This window comes from Peribacillus sp. FSL E2-0218 (assembly GCF_037992945.1).
GTDB classification, from domain to species: domain Bacteria; phylum Bacillota; class Bacilli; order Bacillales; family DSM-1321; genus Peribacillus; species Peribacillus simplex_B.
On sequence record NZ_CP150304.1, the window covers coordinates 4,540,064 to 4,564,569 of the forward strand.

At 43.4% G+C, this 24,506-nt stretch carries 20 protein-coding genes, 1 riboswitch and 1 other annotated feature; of the genes, 4 read left to right on the forward strand and 16 right to left on the reverse strand.

Features of this window, described 5'->3' with window-relative positions; translation table 11 throughout:
* Positions 1-196: 196 nt before the first annotated feature.
* The 12 genes from MHI53_RS21875 to MHI53_RS21930 form a co-directional block, all read right to left on the reverse strand.
* Positions 197-1,885 (reverse strand): right-handed parallel beta-helix repeat-containing protein, encoded by a 1,689-nt coding sequence (locus MHI53_RS21875; RefSeq protein WP_340372295.1) that lies wholly within the window; start codon positions 1,883-1,885, stop codon positions 197-199.
* 484 nt (positions 1,886-2,369) lie between these two features.
* Positions 2,370-2,906, reverse strand: a complete 537-nt coding sequence (locus MHI53_RS21880; RefSeq protein ID WP_061142052.1) for a GNAT family protein — start codon at positions 2,904-2,906, stop codon at positions 2,370-2,372.
* Between the two features lie 227 nt (positions 2,907-3,133).
* Positions 3,134-3,781 (reverse strand): hypothetical protein, encoded by a 648-nt coding sequence (locus MHI53_RS21885; RefSeq protein ID WP_061142053.1) that lies wholly within the window; start codon positions 3,779-3,781, stop codon positions 3,134-3,136.
* Positions 3,768-4,409 carry an ABC transporter ATP-binding protein gene (locus MHI53_RS21890; RefSeq protein ID WP_340372296.1) on the reverse strand — a complete coding sequence of 214 codons (642 nt, stop codon included), beginning with the start codon at positions 4,407-4,409 and terminating at the stop codon, positions 3,768-3,770. The genes MHI53_RS21885 and MHI53_RS21890 overlap by 14 nt, the downstream gene beginning before the upstream one ends.
* An 11-nt stretch (positions 4,410-4,420) precedes the next feature.
* Positions 4,421-5,143, reverse strand: a complete 723-nt coding sequence (locus tag MHI53_RS21895; protein ID WP_061142055.1) for a DUF2705 family protein — start codon at positions 5,141-5,143, stop codon at positions 4,421-4,423.
* Positions 5,136-5,867 carry a WxPxxD family membrane protein gene (locus MHI53_RS21900; protein WP_061142056.1) on the reverse strand — a complete coding sequence of 244 codons (732 nt, stop codon included), beginning with the start codon at positions 5,865-5,867 and terminating at the stop codon, positions 5,136-5,138. The genes MHI53_RS21895 and MHI53_RS21900 overlap by 8 nt, the downstream gene beginning before the upstream one ends.
* The gene (locus MHI53_RS21905; protein WP_061142057.1) at positions 5,857-6,621 is read right to left on the reverse strand and encodes a hypothetical protein; all 765 of its coding nucleotides are present in this window, start codon (positions 6,619-6,621) and stop codon (positions 5,857-5,859) included. The genes MHI53_RS21900 and MHI53_RS21905 overlap by 11 nt, the downstream gene beginning before the upstream one ends.
* Before the next feature lie 70 nt (positions 6,622-6,691).
* Positions 6,692-7,195 (reverse strand): DUF2712 domain-containing protein, encoded by a 504-nt coding sequence (locus MHI53_RS21910; protein ID WP_340372297.1) that lies wholly within the window; start codon positions 7,193-7,195, stop codon positions 6,692-6,694.
* 188 nt (positions 7,196-7,383) lie between these two features.
* On the reverse strand, positions 7,384-10,551 hold the full coding sequence (locus tag MHI53_RS21915; protein WP_340372298.1) for an Ig-like domain-containing protein: 3,168 nt from the start codon (positions 10,549-10,551) through the stop codon (positions 7,384-7,386).
* A gap of 295 nt (positions 10,552-10,846) precedes the next feature.
* Positions 10,847-13,261 carry a leucine--tRNA ligase gene (gene leuS, locus MHI53_RS21920; protein ID WP_061142060.1) on the reverse strand — a complete coding sequence of 805 codons (2,415 nt, stop codon included), beginning with the start codon at positions 13,259-13,261 and terminating at the stop codon, positions 10,847-10,849.
* 52 nt (positions 13,262-13,313) lie between these two features.
* Positions 13,314-13,545, reverse strand: a binding site (T-box leader).
* Between the two features lie 148 nt (positions 13,546-13,693).
* Positions 13,694-13,957 (reverse strand): DUF2524 family protein, encoded by a 264-nt coding sequence (locus tag MHI53_RS21925; protein WP_061142061.1) that lies wholly within the window; start codon positions 13,955-13,957, stop codon positions 13,694-13,696.
* A 96-nt stretch (positions 13,958-14,053) separates the two neighbouring features.
* Entirely contained in the window at positions 14,054-14,560 is a 507-nt protein-coding gene (locus MHI53_RS21930; protein WP_061142062.1) for an SMI1/KNR4 family protein, read from the reverse strand.
* A 170-nt stretch (positions 14,561-14,730) separates the two neighbouring features.
* Between MHI53_RS21930 and MHI53_RS21935 the strand changes: the two genes are divergently transcribed.
* Together MHI53_RS21935 and MHI53_RS21940 are read left to right on the forward strand one after the other, a co-directional pair.
* A complete protein-coding gene (locus MHI53_RS21935; RefSeq protein WP_340372299.1) occupies positions 14,731-15,699 on the forward strand; it encodes a TIGR01212 family radical SAM protein in 969 nt (322 codons plus the stop codon).
* Positions 15,689-16,261, forward strand: coding sequence for a class I SAM-dependent methyltransferase (locus tag MHI53_RS21940; protein WP_340372300.1), 573 nt, complete (start codon positions 15,689-15,691; stop codon positions 16,259-16,261). The genes MHI53_RS21935 and MHI53_RS21940 overlap by 11 nt, the downstream gene beginning before the upstream one ends.
* A gap of 304 nt (positions 16,262-16,565) precedes the next feature.
* On the opposite strand, the gene MHI53_RS21945 is transcribed toward MHI53_RS21940, so the two are convergent.
* Complete coding sequence (locus MHI53_RS21945; protein ID WP_061142065.1) at positions 16,566-17,369, reverse strand: alpha/beta hydrolase; 804 nt, start codon at positions 17,367-17,369, stop codon at positions 16,566-16,568.
* Positions 17,370-17,578: 209 nt separating this feature from the next.
* Between MHI53_RS21945 and MHI53_RS21950 the strand changes: the two genes are divergently transcribed.
* Positions 17,579-18,097 carry a gamma carbonic anhydrase family protein gene (locus MHI53_RS21950; RefSeq protein WP_340373717.1) on the forward strand — a complete coding sequence of 173 codons (519 nt, stop codon included), beginning with the start codon at positions 17,579-17,581 and terminating at the stop codon, positions 18,095-18,097.
* Between the two features lie 148 nt (positions 18,098-18,245).
* Here MHI53_RS21950 and metK read toward each other — a convergent pair whose 3' ends face one another.
* Positions 18,246-19,439 carry a methionine adenosyltransferase gene (gene metK / locus MHI53_RS21955; RefSeq protein WP_061142066.1) on the reverse strand — a complete coding sequence of 398 codons (1,194 nt, stop codon included), beginning with the start codon at positions 19,437-19,439 and terminating at the stop codon, positions 18,246-18,248.
* A gap of 163 nt (positions 19,440-19,602) precedes the next feature.
* Positions 19,603-19,765: riboswitch (SAM riboswitch) on the reverse strand.
* 344 nt (positions 19,766-20,109) lie between these two features.
* Between metK and pckA the strand changes: the two genes are divergently transcribed.
* Positions 20,110-21,696 carry a phosphoenolpyruvate carboxykinase (ATP) gene (pckA, locus tag MHI53_RS21960; protein ID WP_061142067.1) on the forward strand — a complete coding sequence of 529 codons (1,587 nt, stop codon included), beginning with the start codon at positions 20,110-20,112 and terminating at the stop codon, positions 21,694-21,696.
* Between the two features lie 138 nt (positions 21,697-21,834).
* On the opposite strand, the gene MHI53_RS21965 is transcribed toward pckA, so the two are convergent.
* Both MHI53_RS21965 and MHI53_RS21970 read right to left on the reverse strand, forming a co-directional pair.
* Entirely contained in the window at positions 21,835-23,136 is a 1,302-nt protein-coding gene (locus MHI53_RS21965; protein WP_061142068.1) for a nucleotide sugar dehydrogenase, read from the reverse strand.
* 41 nt (positions 23,137-23,177) lie between these two features.
* Entirely contained in the window at positions 23,178-24,494 is a 1,317-nt protein-coding gene (locus tag MHI53_RS21970) for a glycosyltransferase (protein WP_061142069.1), read from the reverse strand.
* Positions 24,495-24,506 lie beyond the last annotated feature (12 nt).

Consider the following 24,506-nt stretch of genomic DNA (forward strand, 5'->3'; position numbering starts at 1 on the left):
GGAAAATCATCCTAACAGCACCCTTTCCCTTTTATCCATATACACATCGTACCTGCTGGGACGGCTTTTATTTCCGCACCTCCAGTATCCATTTTTATCAAGCTTCCCCTTACTCTTTATTCTTCTTTCAAGAATTGCTAAATCTGAATGATTCCCTTTGTGCCCTTATAACATTTTAAGATATCCATCCGCTTTATCAATTATCGCTTTTAAAAGCTGGCGGAATACCGATCCGATTATTCAATAAATTATTTGATGTTCCTGCTTGGAAATGAATTTCCCTTCCAACCTCGGCAAATGTGTGATCATTCTCAATCAACGTGTTGGTCAAGGTCAATGGCAGGGCTGTATAGTCATTATTAACGTTCCCGTTATTATGGGACCCGCGTATGCCGATGGCAGCGGGGATAAAGTTATGTTCGGATTTATCGATATGATGAATGCTGTTTCTATACAGTTTCGTGGACTTGTTGGAACTGAGAAACACAATCCCATTGTTGAAGCTGTTTTCAATCGTATTGTCTTCAATGATCGCATTCTTGGTCACGTGGATGCTGATACCTCCATGTGACTCTGCGGCTGCTTTGACATTGCTTACATAATTACCCTTAATCACCACAGATTCCAAGAATCCCATCTCCCTTTTGGTCAGGTCTGTAAATTGTGATCCGTTAACGGCGATGCCTCGTTCAGTAATCGTGTCATTTTTTTCTATATCATAAACCTTATAATCATCCTGGATGCCCACTCTTTGACTGTTAATCCGATTTCCTGAAATCATAATGTCTCGAGGCGGGTAAGCGGACATCTCGCCGGCATCATACTCCATTCCCCCAACGACAATCGGGAAACGTGTATTTAAAATGACATTGTTTGTGAGGGATACGTTTTGTCCAGAGTGTGTGTCGATTCCCTCCCATGTCGGGTTATTGGCGACCACGTTCTGATCGACCACAATGGTATGACTTGGCGGAAATATCGCTTGGGTTTTGGCATCATTTCTTGTATTGATCTTCCTATGACTAAAGGCCATGCCATAGCTTTGCTGTACGCTTCCTACGGTTACTCCTGGCCAAAGGTCACTCACGGTCGTATGCTTTACGGACACATTATTCGCTGAGACGCCGCCAATGCCGGCATAGCCTATATCCGTGATGTTCATGCTTTTTTTATAAATGGTGTCAGACCCTTTGATGGTCACTCCATCCACATGCTCTAAATAGATGCCATACCCTTCATAGCCGCTAATTTGAACATCCTCAATCGTGATATTTTTCAGTCTTTTCGCGTCAGCATCTTTATTAGTTGTTGGGTATGTACTGGCTAATTCATCCGTTGATTTCGTTTGATCGATGGCGGTAACCTGGATGCCTCTATGCCTTGATGCATAATACTTCCTTGGCTCCCCTGTTACGGTATCTTCTGTTTTTCTTTTCCCATCCAGATTAAGGTTTTTAATCCTAGCCTGACTTTCCAGTATTTTGATGGTAACCGGGTCACTTCTCGATTCGGTACAGATTGTCGTGACCGCCTTGCCGTTCTCCATGGTTCCTTCCAATGTAACTCCAGATCGCATCACAATAAAGGCACTCGCCGTGAAATTCCCTTTCGATAGGAGAACGGTACCTCGGTTTCCGTTTGTTCCATTCCTTTGATATTTTGAAACGCTTAGAATCGCACTATTAACAGCAGCTCTTACTGATGACGATGTAGAGTTCGGTGCTAACGTTGACGTTTCCATAAGCGTATTGCTGCTGTCGAATAATTGAAGTGTCGCTCCTGTTGTTGGTTCGCAAACCGGATTGGCTGCCGATATCATGGATGGGAGAGAAAAGAAAACGGCTATAAACAGAAGGAACAATGCCGCACTTCTAAACATTTTCATCTGAAAACCCCTCATGCTAGTTATTTATTATCCACCCTTCCTTCACCCAAAGATGGCTTGGGAAGATAATTTTGTGAACTCTAAAGCTTCTATAGAATGGAAACCTACCAAAGTAATCATTGTAAGGAACGTTGCCATGGCTTTTTCTTGCATAGTCCTTCTCTCCTCTTATTTTTTTCCGTTACCAGCTATATTACAAGAAAAGCGGGGACGGGAAGTTTCATAATTAAAACGCGAAATACCAAATCTGACACTATGAAAATGAACATGCATGCTTTAAGATCGAAGAGGAGAGATTGCTGGGGTAGCTGTTCCTGTTAATGAAGGAACAGCTAACACTTTTAAAGGAAAAAGGAATCGTCTGTTCCATGTTGGTTGGTTACACTGATTTAATTTGGCTCTTGAAAACACAAAGGAGATACTACTATTTGTCGTAGTATCTCCTTTTAAAGTTCTCGGATCATGCAGCTGTAATCCCGATCCTCTATCTTTTATTCATTTCACGCCATTCGTTTTCTAGAACACCCATTTCAATCAAATTCCAGTATTCATCACCATTTTTACGAGCATCCCTTAAAAATCCTTCTCTAACAAATCCAGCGTTTTCATAACAACGAATCGCAGATGTATTAAAATCAAAAACACCTAAGGTTACCTTATGTAGTTTTAGTTCTTCAAACGCAATTGTCAAAATGGCTTTCATCATTTCAAAACCAATCCCTTTTCCTCTTACTTCTGGTGAACCGACCAATACCTTCCCTACTCTCGCTGATCTATGAACTCGGTCGACTTTCCCTAAAGAAATGTGTCCAATCACTTTTTGTAAGTCTTGGTCGATTACTTTGTAAATATATGTATCAGAATCTTCTTTGTTCGCTTGTTCAAGGTATTTTTCTAGTTGCTCTTCCGTTAACGGATATTGGAATGCAGGACCACCCCATTGCAATGCAAATTCAGCTGAAGGTATCCAATTTATTAATTGTTCTATATCTGAGCGCTCGAAATATTGTAGTTCAATCATCATCCATCCTCCTTTTATTTTTAAATTCCGCCTTTTAGTTGAACGAAAATCCTTACCTTATTGTACATGTATGGGAATTAGCAAGCACCCTATTTTATTTAAAAGGATCGGCCTTCGCTTTTTAACAACTCATTACTCGTGAACAACTAAAATGCATTAAGGGACCCAATTAGGGTCCCTTACCTTATAGATTAACTTTCATCTTTAATTTTACATTGACCAGTGCACTATTCGTTTTCCTGCGCGTTTACCTCCAATATCAAATTACCTGCATTTGAGATATAGCCCTCTTTTCCCGTTTTATCAATATAGACGTTATAGCCCTTTTTCAGTTCGAGCACGATTGGCTTTTTCACTTTTTCACCGATTTCCCATTGAATCGTCAGCAAGCTTTCGGTTTGCGTTTCATCTTTTATATCGACAAACACTCGGATTTTATCGCTTGTTCTTGATAGTAGATAATTCCCCGATGGTATCTCTGTACCGACCACATAATGACCAGGATCTTTCATGATGATTTGTTGATTTTTTTTCACGACTTTTTTAAATTCAGAAGGCTTGAATTCAATCTTCCCTTTAATCGACATTTTCGAATTTAGATAAAAAGGCCTTGCATGTAAAACAGCATTTTTGTGCATTTTATCGCCAAAAAACTCCGCTTCACTATCGAGGGCTTTAATGTCATAATGGCCCTGATCGATATCCTTTCCGACGATGATGTTTTGTGACTCCAACACCTTATAGGAAGCTGTATTATTTTCCGTATTTCTATGATCGGCATTCATCTCTGAAGGAACAATGTACACTTTATAAATAAGAAATCCGCTTATTAATACGAGTAAGGTTAACGCGGCTATGGTTTTATTTAGAGTCAAGGACGATGCCTCCATTATCCATCTTTATATATTCATCGGCTAATGCTTCCAGGTCTTGTTTATGATGGCTTGTCAGCAGAATGAGTGCGCCGCGCTCTTTTTCTTCCTTCAAAATGCGATAAACTAGCGTAACTCCTTCTTCGTCAATCGCATTGGTCGGTTCATCCAATAACAAGATGTCCGGTTTTTCAAATATCGCTTGAGCGACACTTAGACGCTGCTTCATTCCTAACGAAAATTTCCCTACCTTCATTCTCGATTCCGGATCAAGGCCGACTCTTCTTATATTAACTTTAATATCTTCATCCGTGGCGATGTTCCTGATTTTCGCTAATATTTTCAGATTCGTATAAGCATCATACTGGTGCAGCAGCGAAGTGTTTTCAATAATGACACTACTATTAGCCGGAAAGGAAATATCTTTATGAAGGATTTTTTCGTCTATGGCAATTTCTCCTGAGCTTGGCATGAGCAAGCCTGCCATCGCTCTAAGCAGCATCGTTTTACCGGAGCCATTCCTTCCATACAAACCATATATTTTCCCGCTGTTAAACTCATAATTGATATCATGCAAAAGAGTTTTCTTCCTTATCTTTTTATGTAAAGAGCGAATTCGTATTGTCGTCATTGTGCACCTCGTTAAATTAAATCGATTTTCTTTAATCGTCCATATGTTAAAACAGTTAAAATGAGCGTCATTACGGTTAGTACAATATAAGCATGTACTGCTGATATTCCGCCCATTTCAAGGACATCACTTCTTACATACATCCCGAAATTGGGAACCAAAAAATAGAGTAACCACGTCAGCTTTTGCGCAGATAAAAGAACTCCGCCCAAAGTGACCGAAACAAGCACATAAACATTTGTCAGCAATAAAGCTACTTCCTCCGTAACATGCAGCTGAAGTGCCATTTGGATGAAAATCAAGACAAAATTGGACAACATATAAAGACTCGCTATCCAGATGAATGATTGAAAATCATCATAAAAAAAAGCCTGCTCCTCATTAGTTATAAAAGCGAATACGATCGAGAAAAGAAACTGGATGGAAGATAATCCAAATATAAGAATCATTAGATTACCGATTCTTCTAAATCCAAGCTTCACCCTGCTTTTTTCCCTGATCATCAGGTACACGCCATAACCGGAAATATACTTCCGCATATAACCGAGCGATAAAAAGCTCAAGCCAGCAAAGAACATATACCATGTTCCCAATACAACAAACTTATTACTGACCGGAACTCCGCTAACGATCATATATCCCGTAAGATCGGCAATAGAGCCATCAAAATAATCAAATAATAAAATTTGCAACAAGATGATGATCAACATCAGTAAGAAGATACGTTTAGTCATCGGAAACACCAACCAGGAAATCTTTTTCCTCTATTGCAAACAGCCCAAGTAAAGCCATCACGAGAGATAGCGATACCTCTTTTCCTAACAAAATCAACGATTGATATCCGGTCATTCCGCTGCTTAAAAAAGGATCGATTACATTTGCATCACTGGCAGGGCCCCATGCCAGATTCAGCTGACTCTTCATTACATATAAGAAAAAACAAATACAAAAGGTCGCTGCCATCGCCATGATTGAATTGGAATAATCAAAAATGAAATAATAAAGCAGGCCAATCGAGAAATAGATACACGTCAATAATGCTAGATTAAGAAGTGTTAGTTTCCAAAAATCCGAAGATACAAAATGAAATCGATCAAATAGGAACACAGCTGCGAAATGAATCAATAAGATGCTGAACGCAAAGATAAACGAACTGATAAAAACTTGGATCGTCCGTCTACGATACAAATCAATTCTGGATGTGAAGCGAACGATCCTGTGCGGATGCTCATCTTCAATAAAAAAACGATAAAACAGTAACAAAGGAATCATATATGTGATCAATAAATTTTTAACCGAGAGATAGCCTTCTACACTTCCACTTACATCAATGATCAATGGATACGCTGGATCTAGCTGCTTGATTTTTAAATAATGAATATTATAGGTCATCCATAAACATCCAAATAAAAAACATAGCAGCAGGGATACATACACTTTTTTTTGATTAGATTTCATCACTTTTCACCTTATACAGAAACCCGGCCGTGATGATCGCTAAAAACAGGATGGTCGATCTAAAGAAAATCAACCCGAAAGCTTCCAAGGTCACTTCGTTAAAAGGCTGGATGATCATGGCCAATGAATAATTCAGTCCTAAAATTTGTGAAAACCAAATAACAAAGCTTAACGGATATGTATACTTCATATCCGGGAAACACCAGCTAAGGACAGTCGCCATCCCTGCGCATAAACTCGTGTAAAACCCAAAAATGATGATATAAACGACATTGGCGACAGCAGGCATTTGGTTGGCGAGTGTATATATAGGATTTTCCGGAAATAAATCCGGGGTCAACCCAGTGTCAAATTCACCATTCCTGAATACCAAATAGACAATGAACATATTTAACAGCAAGCAACCAACCATCACTAAAAAGGAAAATGACATATTTCCCAATAACATCGTTTTATAATAAGCATATCGCCCTTTTTTGGTCGCTACGATATAATGGTAGCCTGTTTTATAGTCTTGAATATAGCTGTCGGCGCACATGATTAATAGAAAAATGGGCAAAAACCAGATTAGTAGTATTTGCATCATATGACCTAATGAACTTGCCGCTAAAAAAGTGGCTAGATGGGGCATGATCCATGATTCTGAAACATTGCCGATCAAGATAAAGATATCAATCATGACAATCGCCATTATACATAACACGATGAACTTTGTTTTTTTATTATGTGTTAATCGATAATAATAACTATTCATTTAGTCTCCCTTTATAAGGCCACCTTGAATCAACGATCATCCAAGGTAGCATCACCATATTCATCATTTTTTATTTATTATATTCTGTGGTGTATGATTCTTTATACTGTCCAGGTAATATCCTCCCTGTCTCTTCATCCCAATATCCGTTTACGGAATAGGTGCTAGAACTCACATTATTATTCTCAGCCGTTAACCTAACATTAGCCGCATTCGCACCTGCATTGCCTTTAACATAATGATTTCGCCCACTATTTAAACCGCCGCTACCAGCTGTAACTTTAACTGAAGGAGATACGTTCGTGCCGTTGCTTTTTTCGAGCCAATACGTCGTTACCGTATTAGTTCCTTCTGTTGATTTATACATTCTCACTTTCCATGTATTCCGTTCTGTAGTCGTTTGACGATACTCTGTGCCTGTGTACGAATTTTTTTGATCCTTCTGAATTGTAAATGAATACTTGTTATTCTCATTTCCAGCCTCAACTGATAGTGTTCCTAACCCAATCGAGCAAGCTAAAATGGTCCCTAATGCTATTACTCTTATTTTTTTCATCCATGTTCTTTCGCTCATCTCCTTTGATCCAGTAAAGATTCATCATACTGGAAAAGAGAGTATATGAAGTTCCAATATTAAAACGGGAAATACCATATTTGAAATTTCACTCCAAGCTCATAGCATCGCTGATGGAGCGGAGCCTCCCTTTTTTCCCACAACAAAAAGGCCGTTTAACATATTCGTTAAACGGCCTTCGCGCATTGCTATTTGGATTTTTTCACGGTTACTTTTGTTGCTTTTCCTGTATTGCCTGCTTTATCTTTTGCTGAGACATATAACACGGACCCTGCTTTTTGCTTGCTGATTTTGACGGAGTAGTTCCCCTTCTTATCAGCGGTTGCCGTTCCGATGTTTTTATTGTTTTGCTTTACGGTAACTTTTGAACCCGCTTCCGCTTTACCTGTTACTTTTGTTGCTTTGTCATTCACTTCATTCACTTTCGGTGCGGATGGTGCGGTTTTATCTTTCACTGTTACCTTTGTTGCTTTTCCTGTATTGCCCGCTTTGTCTTTGGCTGAGACATATAACACGGATCCTGCTTTTTGCTTGCTGATTTTGACGGAGTAGTTCCCCTTCTTATCAACGGTTGCCGTTCCGATGCTTTTATTGTTGTACTTCACGGTAACGGTTGAGCTCACTTCCGCTTTACCTGTTACTTTGGTGGCGCTGTCGCTTACTTCATTCACTTTCGGTGCATCCGGGGCGGTTTTATCGAGAACCGTCACGGCTGCTGCCTTGCTTTCGCGTTTTGCTAGATCAGTTGCTGTGACCGACAGTTTGGAGCCGGCCTTTTGTTTGCTGATTTTGACTTTGAAATTTCCTTTGCTGTCCGTGTTTGCTGAGCCGATCACTTTTTTCGCACTGTTTTTGACCGTGACTTTCACCTCGGCTTGCGATTGACCCGTTACATACACGTCTTTGTCGCTGACAGGCTTAACGGTTGGCTTAGCAGGGGTTGCACCCTTGTTCACGAATACTTTGATTGAAGAAGTTGCCAGTTTGGCAGAATCAGAGATATGCACAGTCAGCATCTGCTCCGCTTTTTGGACCGGAATCTTGATAGTGAACGTTCCGTTAGCAGCCGCCGTTGCTTTACCTAGTGATTTACTTCCGCTTTTCACTTCGATCGCCGAACCTTTTTTAGCCGTTCCAGTCAGGGTTGTTTTATTATCGAATACAGAGTTGACCTTTGCTTGTAAATCCACAGCACTTAGTGCACTGAAAGCATTCAATCTTCCGTATCCTGATACTAAATCTTTACCGACAGGCAGTTCCTCTTGAGGAATGATGATTTCTCCATCTTCATCTTCATATTCCTCAGTAGGGTAAGCATTATCTTCTTCTTCGAATTTCACATATTCGGAGGTATCATGAAGGATTTGCCTTACTTCATTCACCTTCAATCCAGGGTTTGCGGATAATAACAGCGCTGTAGCTGCCGCAACATGCGGAGCTGCCATCGACGTACCATCCATATACGTAACGTTTCCATTAGGGACAAGGCTTGGGATGGCTGTCCCAGGGGCGACCATGTCCAATTGGAATCCATAATTGGAATAATCGGATACTAAGTCAAGAGCATTGGTTGCACCGACGGAAATCGCATATTTGGATGATGCCGGATAAGATAGAGCTTCCACCCCATCATTACCGCTTGCCACGATAACCATTACATTCTTCGCAGCTGCTTCCTTCAAGGCATATTCGATCGTCCTGCTGTATTCTCCGCCCAAACTTAAGTTTATTACCTTGGCACCGTGATCGACGGCATATTTAATGCCCAGTGCAATTTTCTCGTTATCTCCATAGCCTGAAGAATCAAGCACCTTTACAGGCATGATTTTCGCTAATGGATTGATTCCTTGCATCGAATATCCGTTATCCGCTTTGGCAGCGATGATGCCGGATACATGTGTTCCATGGCCATTGTCATCGATGGCATTGCCTTTTTTATCGATGAAATTCTTGCCTAAGTCCATGCGGACACGATCTTGCAAATCAGCCAGTGAATCATCGACACCCGTGTCGACGACCGCCACCAATGTTTCCTTTAAATTACGTTTTTTAATCAAGGCTTGCAGTTTTTCGTTATCGATGTCCGCGCCCTTGATGCCTTCTTCTCCACCAGGATTATTCAACGACCATTGATACGGTGACTGAATATCGGCTGAAAGAGCTTTATACGTTTTGACCGGCTCAATATATTCCACTTCTGAAAGGTTTTCGATCGATGATAGAGCTGATGCGCTCATCTTGGCTTGGCTCTTTAACTCCACGACGTACATATCATCATACATTGGCTCTTGCTTCTCGGGAGTCGACAGTTTTCCATATCCTTTTCCGCTTACCTTGGATTGGAAGGAGCTTAATGACTTCCCAGGTTTAAGTTTGACGATGTATTTGTTTTTTGTATTTTTTGAAGCTGGCAGCTCGATTCCCGCTTTACTTGCGATATCGACTACCTTTACCCCTGCAAGATCCTCAAGATCGATTTTCTTTGCCAGGCTTTCCATATCCTTTTTCAATCCAGCCGGTGCGGCATCCGCAGCCATAGTGTACAATTCTTTAATTGCTTCTTGCTGTTTGCCTTTTTCAATGACTGCGGTGCTGCTTGCTCCGTTTTCATTTAGATCATCAATCAGCGGCTTAATCTCGACTAAATATTTATACGCGGCATCCCTCGCTTTTTTATTGCTAGCCAGATGATAGGCAAGGAATGGCGAAGCCTTATAGTATAAAGAAGAAAGGCTGCGTCCCTCAGACGACGTCGTGAGAACTTCATCTCTAAACACACGGAGTGATTTCAACAATGATTCACCCGTTTTCTTGTCGTACGCACTCACTTCGACCGGACATTCTTCAAGTCCCATCTCCTCTTCCCCAGCGGATGGCGGCAAGGTTACCGAATGGGCATTGATGGAATATCCCGCTTCATTTTTGGCATCCGGGATTGGATTTCCTTCATCATCCGTTTCGCCTAAATATTCAACTTTCACATAATACGTTCCTTCCCAGGCATATGGGAAATCAATGACGGCTTTTTCATCCGGATAAGAAGAAAACCAATAGTTGCTCTCATCCTTTTCGGCTTTTTCCTTACTTGAATAGACGGATATATTCAAAATTTTATCCGAATCGACCTCAAACTCAATATGGGAAAACTTTTGTATTTCTTCTGCTGTCGGGTTGATTTGGTACCAGTGAACATCCGGTTCATTGAACTTCCCGTCCAATGTATCCCCATTTTTAATCGTTTTGACATTTTCAATTGATGTAGTTACAGCTTGTGAATTTTGCGGAATCATCAAACTGAAAATCAAGGCAAAAATAAGTACAAACGCTGTCAATCTACTAACATGGTTAAGTTTCACGCTTTTACCTCCAATATTTGGTTAAAAAAATATAGTACTATACCAAATTATCACACTATAAGATTTTATCAACCAATTTTTTCCCTTTTCCATGTGAAATGTTGATATATGTGAACGGCGAACCGAAAAATGATTCCCATGTACCAAGTTAGCGACATAATTGGAAAATTACGGACAACCACTGATGATTTCATCTAAAACCGGGCTGTTCCAAACAAGACTTAAGTCCTGTTTGGGCCACAAAAAAACTGCCCCGGCACGAAACTCGCGCGGAGCAGTTTTCCTTCGATTGCTTTTAATTAGCGACGATATTCACTAATTTGCCAGGCACGGCAATGACTTTGCGAATCGTTTTCCCGTCGATTTGTTCTTTGATGGAGTCATCGCCCATCGCGATTTCTTCCAGTTTTTCTTTCGTGGTGTCAGTTGGCACCATCAGTTTCGTTTTGACTTTTCCGTTGATTTGGATGACGATTTCGACTTCGTTATCCACTAGCTTCGCTTCATCGAAGGCCGGCCATGTTCCGTATGTGATGCTTTCGGAGTGACCCAGTTTGGACCAAAGCTCTTCGGCAATATGCGGTGCAACCGGTGCAAGCAGTTTGACGAAGCCCTCGACATATACTTTAGGAAGCGAATCCGCTTTATACGCGTCATTGATGAATACCATCAATTGTGAAATTGCCGTATTGAATTTCAATTCTTCATAGTTCTCGGTCACTTTTTTAACCGTTTGATGATAGACCTTCTCAAGCTTGCCCGTGTCATCCGTTTCGGTCAGCTTATCCGTTAATGTTCCATCCTCGTTGACCAATAAACGCCAGATACGGTCGAGGAACCTGCGCGAACCATCCAGCCCGTTTGTCGACCAGGCAATCGATGCATCCAATGGTCCCATGAACATTTCATACATGCGAAGTGTATCGGCACCATGGCTTTCAACGATATCATCCGGGTTCACGACATTTCCTTTTGATTTACTCATTTTTTCATTATTCTCGCCAAGGATCATTCCTTGGTTAAATAGGTTTTGGAATGGCTCCTTCGTTGGCACGACGCCGATATCATACAAGAATTTATGCCAGAAACGCGCGTACAGCAAGTGAAGCACCGCATGCTCGGCACCGCCAATATAAATGTCGACCGGCATCCACTCTTTCAATTTTTCGGGATCTGCCAACGCTTCCGTGTTATCCGGGTCGATATAACGAAGGAAGTACCAGCTGCTGCCTGCCCATTGCGGCATCGTGTTCGTCTCGCGGCGCCCTTTCCGTCCGTTTTCATCGGTTACGTTCACCCATTCCGCAATGTTCGCAAGTGGAGATTCCCCTGTCCCTGAAGGCTTGATGTCTGTCGTTTTCGGTAAAATCAACGGAAGTTCCTCTTCCTTCAGTGCAGACATCGTCCCATCTTCCCAATGGATGATCGGGATCGGTTCACCCCAGTAACGCTGACGGCTGAATAACCAGTCGCGAAGACGGTAGGTAATTTTCTTCGTACCGATTTCTTTTTCTTCCAGCCATTTGATCATGGCTGAAATGCCTTCTTCTTTATCCAACCCATCAAGGAATTCCGAATTCACATGAAGGCCATCGCCTGTATACGCTTCACTCGTGACATCCCCGCCAGCGACGACTTCCTTGATCGGCAAGTCGAACTTGACAGCAAATTCATAATCACGTTCATCATGCGCAGGAACGGCCATGATCGCACCCGTTCCGTAGCTGATCAGCACATAATCGGCAATCCAGATCGGCATTTTTTCGCCGTTTACCGGGTTCATCGCATAAGCCCCCGTGAAAACGCCTGATTTATCTTTTGCCAAGTCGGTTCTTTCCAAATCGCTTTTATGCTTCACTTCATCCAAATAAGCCTCAACTGCATCTCTTTGTTCAGCTGTCGTAATTTTATCGACAAAGTGATGTTCCGGGGCCAATACGGCATAAGTTGCCCCGAATAACGTATCAGGACGGGTCGTGAACACCGTGAAGGTATCATCAAAGCCGTCGATATGGAAAGTAACTTCCGCTCCCTCGGAACGCCCAATCCAGTTACGCTGCATATCCTTGATGTTTTCCGGCCAATCCACATCATTCAAATCGTCGATCAAGCGGTCTGCATAAGCCGTGATGCGAAGCATCCATTGCTTCATCGGACGGCGCTCGACCGGATGGCCTCCCCGCTCACTTTTCCCATCGATGACTTCTTCGTTCGCCAAGACCGTGCCAAGTGCTGGACACCAGTTAACGGCCACTTCATCAATATAAGCCAAGCCTTTTTCATATAACTTCAAGAAAATCCATTGCGTCCATTTGTAATAGTCAGGATCCGTCGTATTGATTTCACGATCCCAGTCATAAGAAAAACCAAGTGCCTTGATTTGGCGACGGAACGTGTTGATGTTGTGCTCCGTGAATTCAGCTGGGTCATTTCCCGTATCGATTGCATATTGCTCTGCCGGAAGTCCAAAGGCATCCCAGCCGATCGGATGCAGGACATTATATCCTTGGGCCCGCTTCATCCTGGCTAAAATATCGCTTGCCGTGTAACCTTCCGGGTGTCCTACATGAAGACCTGCCCCTGAAGGATATGGGAACATATCAAGGGCGTAGAATTTGCGTTTACCGCTTTCTTCGCCCGTCTTGAATGTCTTGTTGCCCTCCCAGTAATGCTGCCATTTCGTTTCTATGCTTCTATGGTCAAAACTCATTTGATTTCCTCCTTATTCCGTATAAAAAACAATAAAAAACCCCTCATCCCAAAATAGGGACGAGAGGATTATGTATATCTTCCCGCGGTACCACCCACATTGGCGATAGCTAAAATCCGCCCAGCTTAAACATCCGTAACGTGGATTGGTTCGTCAGGCATTACTTTTCACCTTCACACCTGAAACTCCAAGGCGAGTTCACAATCATCCCAGGTTGACTTGCACCACCCGTCAACTCTCTTTGCTGGAATAAAATCGCTACTGTTCCTCATCATAGTCTTTATGAGAATATTGGATTTTATTTCATTCTAGTCAATTTCACCGATAATTGCAATAGCCGTACCTAAACATTATCGACAGGTTTTTCATTATATATGCGAATTCCGAAAAAATCGTGCAAAAAGGGAGCCATGAAATCATGGCCCCCTGTTCTTAATGTCGAAGTACGATCATTTCATTTTTCAATTCGTTCAACTGCTGCTTCATCCGCGAAAGCATTTCCCGTTGCTGGTCATTCGAACTGGCATACAAGCGTTCCATATCCGTCAAAGCCTCTTCGATATACCTTTGCGAATTTTGAAATTGTTCATCATCATAATGCTCTTGCCGTGAAGCCTCGTTAAACTCATACTCTGCAAAATGGAGAGCTCCTTCACATTGCTCTAAAAAATGATCGACGGATTGTCTGGTTGCCATTTCAAACCCTCTCCTTCGCGTATCATTTGGATGATTTGTAATCATCTTGCTTAGTTTGAACAAAACACGAGAGGATTATCAGCGTTATTTATCAAATCATCCTTTATCCCAAAACTTCTCACCTTGATCCGATATGAAGCGCTCGATCCATTCGGCAAAGCCCATTTGAAGTTTCTCGCCTTCTTCAAAATCATCGAGATGGCCCTTCACCATTATATAATCCGTATTCCCCTCGGCTACGGCTCTCCCGTCAATGACGATATTATCTTGATAGATGCAGGCTACCTTAAAGCAGCCTTCAAAGGGGAGTTCATATGTGTAATTCATGATATCATCAAGGCTGTATATATCATTTTCCCCGCCTGATTCCCGTGTTTCGAATAATTTGCAGCCATTCGTTATTTTCAAAAACTCTTTATAATCTTCGGGCAGATGCAATCCGGTTTTCTTTTCAAAGGAATGAATTTCCTCATCCGAAGCAGGTGAATTGAAGGTACAAGAGGCTTGGTATATAAACCCATCTTCCTTTGCTTCGAATACCTGATTATTTTCGGCTAATCGCTTTTTCATATGATTAATCGCTTCTTCAACTTGACCGGTCATGTCCATCAGCTCCCGATTGGATATAGTCTTTCACTTGATTATGTCGAATTAGCAGCCATAAATTCAGCCCTCAAGTATACATTATACGCTTATTTTTCAAAAAAAGACCTAACTGCCGGAATGTTGTATAATATATGGTGCGCTTCATTTATACCAAGGAGGTTGCTGATTTGAATCAAGCAAACCCGTTTATATATGCAACGGATAACAAACGATATCATACATGGAATTACCACTTGAGAAATCATTTTGGACATAAGGTTTTTAAAGTTGCCCTGGACGGCGGCTTTGACTGCCCGAACCGTGACGGCACGGTCGCACATGGAGGCTGTACCTTCTGCAGTGCTTCAGGCTCGGGCGACTTTGCCGGCAGCCGCGTCGAGCCGCTCGACGTCCAGTTCAAAAAAATCAGCGAACGGATGCACCATAAATGGAAAGATGGAAAGTATATGGCCTATTTCCAGGCGTTTACGAATACGCATGCACCAGTCGATGTCCTTCGCGAAAAATATGAACAGGTATTGACCCAGGAAGGTGTGGTCGGGCTCTCGATAGCGACACGCCCCGACTGCCTGTCGGATGATGTAGTCGAGTATTTGGCAGAATTGAACGAGCGCACTTACCTATGGGTGGAGCTCGGTCTTCAGACGGTTCATGAAAAGACCGCGACGATGATCAACCGCGCCCATGACTTCGACTGCTATAAAGAAGGGGTCGATAAGCTGCGTAAACATGGCATCCGCGTCTGCTCCCATATCATCAACGGCCTTCCTCAGGAGGATTACACGATGATGATGGAAACGGCCCGGGAAGTCGCCAAACTCGATGTGCAGGGGATAAAGATCCATTTACTTCACCTTTTGAAAGGGACACCGATGGTCAAGCAATATGAAAAAGGCTTGCTTGAATTCCTTGATCGCGATGAATATGTCAGCCTTGTATGCGATCAGCTGGAAATCATCCCTCCTGAAATGATCGTTCATCGCATAACCGGTGACGGTCCGATCGATTTGATGATCGGTCCGATGTGGAGCGTCAATAAATGGGATGTCCTGAATGCCATCGACGCCGAATTGAAACGCCGCAACAGCTGGCAAGGAAAAAATCATCAATTGGGGGAACAAACAGATGAAGCTTGACCGCATCTTGCCTTACGCAAGAATTTTGCTTGAAAAAACGGTGCAGCCCGGAGATATCGCCGTGGACGGCACGATGGGCAACGGCTTTGATACGGCCTTTCTTGCCGGACTTACAGGTGGAACGGGACATGTCTATAGTTTCGATATCCAAAAAGAAGCCCTCCAGAACACAAGCGTCAAACTGGAGAACGAAGGTCTAAGCAATCAATGCACGCTCATCCATGATGGGCATCAACACCTCAGTAACTATATCAGGAAAGAACATGCCGGAAAGATTACCGGTGCCATATTCAACCTGGGCTACCTACCGGGCGGGAATAAATCGATCATCACCGAAGCCGATACAACGACAGCCGCCATTGAACAGCTGTTCGAATTGCTTGCTCCCGAAGGCATCATCGTTCTCGTCATCTACCATGGGCATCCAGGCGGATCGCAGGAACGCGATGCACTGATGGACTATGTGAAAAACTTCTCGCAACAAAAAGCCCATATCCTGAAATACGGCTTCATCAACCAAGCCAACCATCCTCCCTTCATCATCGCGATTGAAAAGAGGTAATCCTGACGGACGGATCATGCTCGATGTTGGACGAATTACGCTCGACGTTGGACGAAAAACTCGCTGAAGGACGAATTATGCTCGTGGACGGACGGATTACACCCGATGTTGGACGATTTACGCTCGTGGACGGACGGATTATCCCCGATGTTGGACAAATTACACTTGATGTCGGACGATTACGCCCGAAGACGGACTATGCTCGATGTTGGACAAATTACGCCCTTTGTTAAACAAAATAAAAAGCTGCCGATCACTCATTTCGGCAGCTTTTTTACATATCCGGCACAGCGGTATATTCGGGTCAAACGACATAGCCTAATATTTTCAAACGATTCTCAACAAAGCTCAGGGCATATTGGAATACGTCATCTCGTTCCGGCTCGTTGAAGATTTCATGATAAAGCTTTGGCCATTCTTTATATTGCTTCTCACTGGCCAAGTTATAATTAAACCACTCACGAACCGCCTTCTTATTCACGATTCGGTCATCTCCGCCCTGCATGACCAAAAGCGGCACATCCTGAAAATCAGGGATTTCCTCAAAGGCATCCTTCATGGCCTGGGAAAGCTCCCGATACCAGCGAACCGAAACCTTTGTGATGTATAAAGTATCATTCCTATCGCATTCACGGACCTCCGAGCTTCTCGTTGCCATTTCAGGAGTTAGTCCCGAATCGACCCTGAACTGGGGCATCACGAAATTCAAGCCATGTGAGATGCTTGCGAGGAATTTCGGAGGCTTGGTTACGAGCCCTAAACAAGGTGAAGATAAAATCACGCCTGCAATATCCCATTCCTCTTCCTGAAGAAGCCGAATTGAAATCAGGCCTCCCATGCTATGTCCAAGCAAAAAGACCGGGAGCGAGTATTCGTAAGCTTCCTCTATCCAGCTTTTCACTTCATCTAAATATTCATCAAAGGAATCGATATGTCCCCGGTAGGCACGAGTCGTCATGCCCTGCCCAGGAAGGTCGCCCATGACGACATGGTATCCGGCTGAAAGCCACATTTGGGTAACCCATTTATAGCGTCCGTGATGCTCCATTGCCCCATGAATGATGACAATGACGCCTTTTGCGTCCCCTTCTGTCTCCCATTTCCACATTCGAAATCCCCCTTTCACTTTTCACTTGTTGTATACGATCCATGATAGTTAAAATATATATATAAATTATAACCATATTCGCGATTTTCGACAAAAAAGAAAACTAACAAGTTGTACATTCGTATTATAAATAGCCAAGTGTATTTGCATACGGTATATTAAAATAATACATAAAAACATTCACTTCGGAAAGGAAATGATTGAAAATGATTATTTATCCGTTCAAAGGCAAGGAACCACAGATTTCCGAAAGCGCTTATATTGCGGAGAATGCAGTCGTGACAGGCGATGTGAAAATTGGCGACGAATCGTCAATCTGGTTCAATTCCGTCATCCGCGGTGATGTGGCCCCAACCATCATCGGTAAAAAGGTCAGTATCCAAGATAATAGTGTCCTCCACCAAAGCCCCAATCATCCATTGATCATTGAAGATGAAGTAACCATTGGCCATCAGGTCATTTTACATAGCTGTAAAATCCGTAAAGGAGCCTTGATCGGCATGGGCTCGATCGTACTTGACGGAGCCGAAATCGGTGAAGGAGCTTTTATCGGTGCCGGCAGTCTCGTTCCCCAAGGCAAAGTGATCCCGCCGAATATGTTGGCATTCGGACGCCCGGCCAAAGTGATCCGCGAAATCAATGCGGAAGATCGTCAGGACATGGAACGGATCGTGCGCGAATATGCCGAAAAAGGACAATACTACAAAACAGCAGACCGAATAAAATAAACTAGGGGCTTGTCCATGCCTCTAATACACGCCAAATATCCTCTGGTAAATCACTCAGTGGGTTTATTGAATTATTCCCTCTGCAAACCAAATTAATCCTACCAAAAAAAGGTGCACCGCAATTAGCGGCGCACCTTTTCCATCTGGATCATGCTTGTGCTTTTAAAGTTTCTGCTTTATCCGTGCGTTCCCACGGAAGATCGACATCGGTACGGCCAAAGTGTCCGTATGCAGCTGTCTGCTTATAGATTGGGCGACGAAGGTCAAGCATTTTGATGATGCCTGCTGGGCGAAGGTCGAAGTTAGCGCGAACTAGGTCAACCAGGACGTCTTCGCTAACAGTGCCCGTTCCGAATGTATCAATCGAGATCGATACAGGCTCTGCCACACCTATAGCGTAAGCCAATTGTACTTCGGCTTTATCGGCCAGGCCAGCTGCCACGATGTTTTTGGCAACATAGCGTGCAGCGTATGCCGCAGAACGGTCAACTTTCGTAGCATCCTTACCAGAGAATGCACCGCCGCCGTGACGAGCGTATCCGCCGTACGTATCAACGATGATTTTACGGCCAGTAAGACCTGCATCCCCTTGAGGTCCGCCAATTACGAAACGGCCAGTCGGGTTGATGAAGTATTTCGTTTCAGCATCGATCAATTCAGCAGGAACCACCGCTTTGATGACATGCTCTTTTAAATCGGCTTGAATTTGCTCAAGCGTGATTTCTGCATCATGCTGTGTTGAGATGACGATCGTATCTACACGTACAGGACGGTTATTTTCATCATATTCCACAGTTACTTGTGTTTTTCCATCCGGGCGTAAGTAAGCAAGCGTTTCATCTTTACGTACTTGAGCCAAGCGGAATGAAAGCTTATGGGCCAATGAGATCGGAAGCGGCATAAGCTCTTCTGTTTCATTGCAAGCGAATCCGAACATAAGACCTTGGTCCCCTGCACCGATTGCATCGATTTCTTCCTCTGACATGTTGCCTTCACGTGCTTCCAAAGCTTTATCGACGCCAGCTGCGATATCGGCAGACTGCTCATCGATCGAGCTCAATACAGCACACGTTTCAGCATCGAAGCCGTATTTCGCGCGAGTGTAGCCAATTCCCGCAATCGTATCACGGACGATACGCGGAATATCCACGTAAGCGGATGTTGTAATTTCACCAGCAACAAGCACAAGACCTGTCGTTACACTTGTTTCACACGCAACACGTGCATTTGCATCCTTAGCAAGGATAGCATCTAAAATGGAATCTGAAATCTGATCACAAATCTTGTCCGGATGGCCCTCTGTAACAGATTCAGAAGTAAATAGACGTTTCTTTGACATCATATTTCCTCCTTGGAAGTTAGTATGTGGTAGGCATAAGCCTGATTTTTTTACGGAACTCGTTTCCCTTATTAGCTTCAACTATAGACACAGAATTAATTAAAAAACACAAAAACCTTCCCTGGAAAATGAGGAAAGGTTTAACATTCTGTCTTCTATCCTTTCACTCTTATCGTTCAAGGGTTTTTTACCTTGCTCAGGTTAGCACCATCACCACTTTTCCTTGAAGAACACCGCTTTATTTTCGGCGATTGCTCTTTTGGTCAAGTTCAATATGGCAGGTTGCTGGGTTTCAAAGGGCCTGTCCCTCCACCAACTCGGGATAAGAGAATCCGTACAATTTAAGATAATATCGTATTGGGTCGGAATTTGTCAATGATTTTCTATCAAGAACATTTCCGGTCAACGGCCAAATCGGGCACAACAAAGTTCGCTCCCCCGCCATCAAAGGACTTTCAGGCGCATGAGATTGATTAGTACTTCCTATAATAAAGGGGAAATCGACTTTCATTAAAGCATATGCAGGAATCCCGGCATGGTTCCTGCCCATTTAAAATGATGAATCTAACCAGATGAAAATTATCACAATTCAGATGATATAGTATAGACTATTTAAATAAATGTGTTATACTAATTGTAATATAAAACTTAAACAAAGGAAGGTACCTCATATATGAATTCTGTAGACGTTTCTAATGAGTTACACCAGTTATTAACAGGAAACAACGTGCAAACTCAGCTTTCAGTTCCTAAATTGGTCGAAAAGGTATTAAGCAGGAATGAAGGGGTTTTAACTTCAACTGGAGCAGTAAAAGCAGAAACAGGCAAATATACTGGCCGTTCACCTAAAGATAAATATATCGTCGAGGAAGCATCCGTAAAAGATAAAGTCGATTGGGGTCCAGTGAACCAGCCAATTTCGGAAGATGTGTTCAATAAACTATATAATAAAGTAATTGACTACTTAAAAGCAAAAGAAGAGATTTTCGTTTTCAAGGGCTTCGCTGGCGCAGAAGAATCATCCCGCCTTCCAATTCGTGTCGTTAATGAATATGCTTGGCATAATCTTTTCGCGCATACTTTATTCATCCGTCCAAACGAAGAGGAGCTAAGAGGCCATGAAGCAGAATTCACGATCCTTTCGGCACCTAACTTCAAAGCAGATCCAGCGGTGGACGGAACGCAATCCGAAACGTTCATTATCGTTTCTTTTGAACGCCGCACCATCTTGATCGGCGGAACGGAATATGCAGGTGAAATGAAAAAATCGATCTTCTCGATCATGAACTACCTTCTTCCAGAGGCTGGAATCCTTCCAATGCACTGCTCTGCGAATGTAGGACGTGAAGGGGACGTCGCTTTATTCTTCGGACTGTCCGGAACCGGCAAGACGACTTTATCTGCAGACACGAATCGCAAGCTGATCGGTGATGATGAACACGGCTGGGCTTCTAACGGTGTTTTCAACATCGAAGGTGGCTGCTATGCGAAAACGATCAACCTTTCACGTGAAAAAGAACCACAAATCTTCGATGCCATCCGTTTTGGAGCCGTCTTGGAAAATGTTGTTGTTGATCCGGATACACGTGAAGCGGATTATGATGACAGTTCATTGACGGAAAACACCCGTGCCGCATACCAAATGCAAGCAATCGATAATATCGTGAGCCCAAGTATCGCCGGACACCCGAATACGATCATTTTCCTGACGGCTGATGCTTCAGGCGTATTGCCTCCAATCAGCAAGCTGTCCAAGGAACAAGCGATGTTCCATTTCCTAAGCGGATACACAAGCAAGTTAGCTGGAACGGAAAGAGGGGTAACTTCACCGGAGGCGACATTCTCCACTTGCTTCGGTTCACCATTCTTGCCGCTACCTGCTACACGCTATGCTGAAATGCTTGGTGATAAAATTGACGAGCACAATGCAAAAGTATACCTTGTCAATACAGGATGGACAGGCGGAGCATACGGAACTGGAAGCCGCATGAAACTTGCTTACACGCGTGCCATGGTTCAGGCGGCACTTGAAGGGGAACTGGCTAACATTGAAACGGTCAAGGATGAAATCTTTGGTTTGAATATCCCGCTTCATGTTCCTGGCGTTCCGGACGAAGTGCTTCAGCCAATCAAGACTTGGGCAGATCCTGAAGCTTACAAGCAATCCGCAACGGACCTTGCCGCTCAATTCCGTGCAAACTTCAAGAAGTTCGGCAGCGTTCCAAATGAAATCGAAGATCTTGGCGGGCCGATCGCTTAAAATAAATCATTCACAAAAGGACCAAGCACTAGCTTGGTCCTTTGTTCTGTCCATATAGGTTAGAACGAACCTCCTTTCTTCCCCTAAAAAAGGGCACGGACACAGTGGTCGGCACCCTTTTCCATTCATTAGGTTGATTTAGCTGATCGCTTTATTTCTGGCTTTTTCCTTCGACACCTTTTTATATTGATAAATATTGCCCAAGTTGGCGACCGGGACTTCGGTCTTCGTTACATCAATGCAATTGCGTGTATCGAGGATCATTTTATTGGCCATCAGATTTGATAGATTGTCATAATCCATCAGCTTGAATTCATCGTGGTCGGTCAAGACGAGAATCAGGTCGGCATCGTTTACGGCATCCTCCACTGAAACGATGGGCATCATGCCTGACTGAACATGCGGGTCATGCAGGGCTACGTCCATGTGGTCCATCCCCATCAAAATATTGACGACATCGATGGCAGGACTTTCCCGGATATCATCGACATTCCCTTTGTAGGAAAGCCCGAAGATCGCCACCTTTGGCCGCTCGATTCCTTCAAGCATCATCCTGACGCAATTGACAATGTAATAGGGCATCGATACGTTGGTATCACGGGCCAGCTTAATGATTCTCGCAAACTCTGGGGCTTTTGCGACAACGAAATAGGGATCGACCGCTAAGCAATGACCGCCGACTCCTGGCCCTGGTTGGTGAATGTTGACACGCGGGTGCTTATTGGCCATCGATATGACGTCCAATACATTGATGTCCAGCTCGAAGCACACTTTCGTCAGTTCATTTGCAAGGGCGATATTCACATCCCGGAAGGTATTTTCCATCAGCTTGGACATTTCCGCCGTCTTGGCATCCGTCTGAATGATCTCCCCTTTAACGAAGGTTCGATAGACCAGGCTCCCTTCATATGAGCATGTTTCCGTAATTCCGCCGACGATACGGTTATTATGAACCAGCTCTTCCAATATCCTTCCAGGCAAAACACGTTCAGGACAATGAACAAGGAAGATCTCTTCTCCGATGGTAAGGCCCGTCATTTCAATCATCGGTCTGATATGATCATCCATGCTTCGAGGAGCGATCGTCGATTCGATGATGATGACATTTCCCTTCCTGATGAATGGAAGGATGCTTGCGACAGCTTCGGTGACATGGGTCAAATCACAGGATTTGTGCATGTCGGTTTTATTTGGCGTAGGCACAGCAATAATGAAAACATCTGCATATTCCGGTCTTAATGACGCTTGGAACTTTTGGGCATCCAGCACTTCATGCAAAACCTGCTCCAAACCAGGTTCCTCGATATGGAGCTTTCCCTGATTCAAATTGGAGATGATATCAGGATGGATATCCACTCCGACGACGTCGACACCATGTTTCGCAAACATTAAAGAAGTTGGCAGTCCTATATAACCCAGTCCCAATGTACATATTTTCATATAAACCACTCCTATTCATTATGATCTGCTACACTCTTAGCTCAGGCAGTTTGATAAATCTCGATGAAGATTTCCTTCTCTTGCTTCCAATTGTATTTTTGGCGGGCCATCAAGCAATTCCGGCTCATTTCCGCCCTTTTTTCAGGATGCTTCAGTAAGTAATTGACTCCTTCCGCAATGGCTTTAGGATCATGTGAATCGACACATACACCGATCCGTTCCGCATCTACCACCTTTTGAATTTCGGGGAAGCTGCAGGCAACGACCGGCACACCGCTCATCATGTATTCAAATAATTTATTCGAAGAAGCGGAATAGTGATTAAAGCAAACATTATTCAATACTTGAAAACCTAAATAAGCATTTTTCGTATAATGGAGCAATTCGTCGACCGGTACCTTTGGCAAGAATTTCACCCGATGCTCCAAATCCATTTCCTTTACCTTCTTCATTAATGCAGCCTTGATTTTTCCATCTCCTATAAAAACCACCGTCCCTGCCTTGATCAGCGGCACAGCATCGACCAATTGCTCCAGCCCCCTGCCCATCTGGACACCGCCTTGATACAACAATATCGGTTCATCGGGCGGCAAACTCAGCAGCTCATGCAAATCCACGGACGTGCTTTCCTCCGGATTGGTCGGAATCGGATAGTTATGGACAACTTTTGGATAGAGACCATATAAGTCTTCATTATATTTAGCTCTCGTATGGTTCTCGGCAATCATTTCGTCGACGAATAGTAAGAGGAATTTCTCCATCGTCCCGTAGATCCGGCTATTATATCCCGTTCTGCTCGTTTGGACTTCATGCGAATCATAAATCAGCTTTTTCCTTCTCAGCCATTTACTGCTGATCGCTCCCTGCATGAGCGTATTCAAGTCATTGGAATGGTAAAAATCATATTTCTTTTTCCGCCCATGATAAACCATTTGACCAAAAATATAGCTTCTTGTTAATAAAGTCGGCAGCTTCGTACGGGTCATGATCATGGACCCCAAGGCAAGGATTGCTAGGGAGCCAATCAAAATCGCCGATCCCGCCCAGCTAGTGATCAAGTTCAGGTTCAACATCGTGTTCCAAACCAATAAGGTCAATAAGGTGATTTCAAACTTCTTTTTCTTCAATTTGCCGACGATCCTAAGAATTTTATGAAGTGCCTCCCAGCGGTTATTGACCCTTGTGACCGTGAAGCCACTTTGATGTTTTTCCTTTTTGGGCAAATCTTTGATTTTCCAATTATGGATGGCGATCAAATCCACTTCATACCCCACTTCCGTAAGTGCTGTACATTCTCTTAGAACCCTTGCATCGTTCGTAAAGTGATTCCACACAAACATACATACCTTCTTCGTCATGTTGTCCTCCAC